Annotated in this window: 3 protein-coding genes and 1 pseudogene; 3 read left to right on the top strand and 1 reads right to left on the bottom strand. The window is 70.4% G+C overall.

All coding sequences use genetic code 11. The features are described from left to right. Positions 1 to 783, top strand: a 783-nt coding sequence (locus tag TR50_RS28085; protein ID WP_084701102.1) for a P-loop nucleotide/nucleoside kinase family protein, incomplete at its 5' end; no start/stop codon positions are given. Next, positions 783 to 1370 (top strand): guanylate kinase, encoded by a 588-nt coding sequence (locus tag TR50_RS28080; protein WP_042428027.1) that lies wholly within the window; start codon positions 783 to 785, stop codon positions 1368 to 1370. The genes TR50_RS28085 and TR50_RS28080, both read left to right, overlap by 1 nt. A gap of 16 nt (positions 1371 to 1386) precedes the next feature. Here the strand turns inward: TR50_RS28080 and TR50_RS28075 are convergent, their stop codons facing one another. Further along, entirely contained in the window at positions 1387 to 2214 is an 828-nt protein-coding gene (locus TR50_RS28075) for an NAD(P)-dependent oxidoreductase (protein ID WP_042428025.1), read from the bottom strand. Positions 2215 to 3496: 1282 nt separating this feature from the next. Here TR50_RS28075 and TR50_RS47105 point away from each other — a divergent pair. After that, positions 3497 to 4562: pseudogene (locus TR50_RS47105) on the top strand (hypothetical protein); the annotation flags it as partial.

The following is a 4562-nucleotide window of genomic DNA, read 5'->3' as shown; positions in this document are numbered from 1 at the left end:
CGGCAGCTCGGCTTCCGTGACCCACTGCCGGGTGAGGAGGCGGCCGCGTTCGACCTGACGCCGATGGACCACCAGCACAACGGCGGGCACGTCCTGGCAGTGGAACGGGCGCTGATGCACATGGCGCCGGGCACGGCGGGGATCGACGCCTACGGGTTCCAGCAGCGGGTGATGGACGCGTGGAAGCGGCGACACACCGGCGGGGACACCAATGCGACCACGCTCGTGCTGGTCGGAGGCTATGCCGGGTCTGGGAAGAGCGAGCTCGCTCGGTTCCTGTCGGAGCTGACGGGCTGGCCGTTGCTGGACAAGGACCCGATGAGCCGGGCGTTGGTGGAGGCCCTGCTGGTGGAGCTGGGCTCGGAGCCGAACGACCGGCAGTCCGACCTGTATCGGTCCCGGGTGCGGCCGCTGGAGTACGAGTGCCTGCTGAAGGCGACCTACTCGAACATCGACTGTGGGATCAGCAGCGTGGTCACCGCGCCGTTCATCGCGGAGATGGTCGATGAGGGGTGGATGCGGCGCCTGGAGAACCGGTGCGCCGCGCGCGGCGTGACGGTGGCCCCGGTGTGGGTGCAGTGCGATCCGGAGTCGATGCGCGAGTACATCGGGCAGCGATCCGCCGCTCGCGACACCTGGAAGCTGCAGAACTGGGAGGAGTACGTCTCCGGCTTGGACCTGGAGCTCCGTCCCGTGGTGCCGCACCTGGTCGTGGACAACCGCTTCGGGTCCGCGGTCTCGCTGGCGGACCGCGCGCGTCTCGCGCTGGGGATGGTGTCCTGATGAGTGGTCGGCACGGGGAGTATCGATTCGGGGTCCTGCTGTACGGGCCGCCGGCTGCGGGGAAGGACACGGTGACGGCCGCGCTGGCCGCTATCGCGCCGGAGTTCCGCCAGTTCGAGCGGTTGAAGGTCGGCAGCGGGAAGAGCTCCGGCTACCGGATGGGCAGCCCTGAGCAGTTGGCCAGCTTGGAGAAGGCCGGCGACGTGGTCTACGAGAACGCGCGTTACGGCAACGTCTACGTCGTCGACCGTCCGGGCCTGGACGACGCCTTCGCCGCCGGGGTACCGGTGGTGCACCTGGGCCAGGTCGCTGGGGTGCACACGGTGGCCTCGGGCTACCGGGCCGACTGGGTGACGGTGCTGCTGTGGTGCTCCAGGGAGACAACGGGGGAGCGGTCGCGGGGCCGCGGCGACGCGGACACGACGGCGCGCCTGGAGGCGTGGGACGCGACCCAGGATGACCTGGACCGGTACCCCGGCATCATCAGCTGGGACCTGACCATCTCCACCGAGGACCACACCCCGGAAGAGGCCGCACAACTCATCGACCGGTTGCTGATGCAGCGGGCGGGGGCGGCGCAGGCATGAGCACGGCGGGTGGGGGCTACGGGTGGGCGAGGCGCGCGAGTGCCTCGTCGATGCTGAGCTGCTGGTCTTTGCTGTCGTCCCAGCGGGCGAGCGCGGCCGCGGCCGCGGTGAGCATGTCCGGCGGCAGCCCGGCGTCGGCGAGCATCTCGGCTGCCTCTTCCAGCTCCGGCCCCCACCGCCAGGCCCGCGCGGCTGTCTTGGGAATGTACGCGGTCTCCGCGAGGTACGAGCCGGTGCGGCGGGCGGCGATGGCGGCGAGCTCCTGGTCGACGCCGTGCTCGGCTGCGACTCCGACGGCCAGGGCCGCGAGCATCCGACTTGCCTTCTGGAAGCTGCTGTACGCGAGCTTGAGCGCGGAGGCCTGCCCGGGTTCGGTGCCCAGCACCGTGGTGTGCACGGCCGTTGCGGCGAAGAGCTCCTCCGCCAGGTCGGTCGCATCGGCGGGGCCAGCCAGGTACAGCGTCGGCGTCTTTCCGGCGACCGGCGGCGAGCCGACCACGGCGGCGTCAACGAGCACCGTCTCCTTCGGCAGGACGTCAGCGATGCCGAGGACGGTGGCCGGCCTGACGGCGTTGGCGTCGATGTACACGCCGGTGAAGCCGATGTCGGCGACCTGTTGGGCGATGTCGACGGCAGCCGCCGGCGGACACAGGCTGAGCAGCACGTCGGCGTCAGCCAGCAGTTGCTCCAGCGTCGCGGCCTCGAGGCTGTACTGCTCGGCGCGGGCACGGGTCGCTTCGCTGCGCCCTTCCGGGGTCCACAGCACTCGGTGCCCGGCCTGGACGGCGCAGGCGCCGACGGGTGCGCCCATGCTGCCGGGGTGGAGGAGGCCGATCGTGGTCATGGGCTGCGGCTCCTACAGCGTGAGCAGGTGGGTGATGGCGGCGTGGTCGGCTGGCGGCGCGTCGTGGGTCCAGGTGCGCCAGGTCCCCAGCTCCGTGGTGACGACACGTCATGCCCTGCTGCACCAGGAGTATCGGGAGAGCGATAGAGTAGCGCCCAAGCGTGATCAAGAAATGAGCGTGGCCCCGTCGATCGCCCTTGGACAAGGCGAGAGGGGCCACGGGGCCGAAGGACCTTGTAGTGGGGGTCCTGGCGGCCAGCCGCACACCCTTTCAAGCAAGGATGGCGACGTGAGAAGGGTACCTGTACCCGGAGCCGGACGCGCAACACCCCGCCGTGGGGCCAACACCCATGCCCCGCAGAGCTCATACTTCCGGGCGGGCCCGGCCTTCCAGACTCTCCGACCGGCTTCGGACTCTGCTGCGCGTACCTGCGCGCCCGCGTTCCGCGAGTCTGTGCGATCTGATCGCGTATCAACCGCTATGTCCGGCCTGTCGACCGGCTCCGTTCGCACATACGGCAACGGAGGGATTTGCAGCCACGGTGTCCGCAGATCTAGAGGTACTGTGCGTGACAGCGTGATCCACGCCGGGCACGCAGCGACCCAGACCCGTGGAAGGAGGGCGGTCGACGATGCGCTGGCTGCCCCCACCCGGGGCTCCAACGACAGCACCCCGCCGAGAGGGCAGCGCCGATTGTCGCTGTCCTGCCTGCGGGGCGTTCGTTTCGCCTCTGCTCAGGACGCCAGTGGACGCACCTCTGGCGAGGTTGAGGGGGCGGGGATGACCTAGGTCTGCTGGGGCGGCTCCTGCCGCCCCCGGCCGTGCCGTGCTCTGGTGTACCACCACCAGGCGCAGGCGCTGCGGCCATCTGTCGTACCGGTCCGGGTACCACCCCGGGCCTGCCCGTTCTTGCCGGTTACCACGCCGGCCGAGTTCGGGCGATTTGCCAAGCGGGCCGTTAACCAGGCCCATCACTGCACCGAGGGCGGCTTTCGTATGCCCTCTACTCCCTGAGGAGGTGTTTGTCATTTTGCAGGTCCGGTCGGCGTCCCGCCAGTTTCGCGAGGCGGGACATCGGCATGTCGCGGTCCCGCCTCGCGGGACGAAAGATGATCGACCCTTGCGCCACCTGGGCTTCCAGGGCGCAGAAGAGCGCGGCGCACTTCGCGCAAGTGTGGCGCACATCACACGGTTGGCCGGTCACACGGGCGCTAGCGCGCGCCTGCTAGCAGCTGCGGTCTCTGCCGCCGTGGCCACGGTGGCTCCGACGGAGGTGCTTCGGTGAGCGCCGCAGCGGTGGAGGCCGCTGTGGAGACCTGGGTGCCCGCGCCCCGCCAAGAGCGGTCGGCGGCGCCGGTATCCGGCGCGGGAGTGGTGCGGAAGCAGCGGGTACGGGTGCCGATGCGGGTGATCGCCTCGCCGTCGTACCCGGATGTCGCGGTGTCGGTGTACGTGAAGGTCGGCGCGCTGGGCGCGCGGCCGGAGGGGTGCCAGGCGCGCGCGGCGACGATCGCCGGATACCTGGGGCTGTCGACGGCGTCGGTGGAGCGCGGGCTGACGGCGCTGTCGCGGCCGGCGTCCGAGGACGGCGTCGTGGAGCTGGAGACGGAGCGGCGGACCTACAGCGGCGGCCGCGGTGCCTCCGCAGTTCGCCGGGTCCGGGCAGCGCTGCCGGGGGAGGCGTTCGTGTGGATCCCGGTGGCGGCGGCTGAGGACCTGACGCCACGCCAGCTGCGCGCGTATGCGGTCATCGCCTACACGGAGAAGATGAAGGGTGCGCTGACCGAGGCGGAGCTGGCGGGCTACCTGCGCCACCACTCGGGGCAGAAGGCCGGGCAGCCGATCACGGCTGACGCGGCCGGGGTGGTCGTGGACGAGGTGGAGTCGGCGCGCTGGATCACGGTGCAGCGCCGGGCCGGGGCGTACGGACGCCACCTGATGCTCGCTCACGACGTCGCTCCCGAGGCGCGCCTGGAGGTTCAGGAGGACGTGCCTGACACCGATGTGACCACTGTGGATATCGCTTCCGGTGCGGCTGCCGGTTCCTGTGTTGGTGAGGGATCCGGTGGTGTGGTTGGTAAGGGATCCCTCGCGTATAGGGAATCACCTAGGACTGACTCACCAGATGACGAGCGAGCTGCCTCGTCATCCGCCGTAGGCGAGGTACCTGTCCGTAAGGGCGCTCGCGCTGTGGAAAACCCGCAGGCTGACCACGATGCGACAGTTGCGGCCGCTGCGGGTGGGCGTGGTCTCGCGCTGCGCGCGGATGGCACCAGCAAGCCCACGTCGATCACCACGAACAGCGAAAAGCGCACCGGGAGCGCGGGGGCGGACCGGCCTGCCTACA

The organism is Streptacidiphilus anmyonensis, from assembly GCF_000787855.1.
GTDB lineage: Bacteria > Actinomycetota > Actinomycetes > Streptomycetales > Streptomycetaceae > Streptacidiphilus > Streptacidiphilus anmyonensis.
This window is presented reverse-complemented; position numbering and strand designations above follow the sequence as displayed.

What these genes read in the sequence shown, in the direction of transcription:
- TR50_RS28080 (WP_042428027.1), top strand. Translation starts at nt 783, where the DNA reads ATGAGTGGTCGGCACGGGGAGTATCGATTCGGGGTCCTGCTGTACGGG.
- TR50_RS28075 (WP_042428025.1), bottom strand. Translation starts at nt 2,214, where the DNA reads ATGACCACGATCGGCCTCCTCCACCCCGGCAGCATGGGCGCACCCGTC.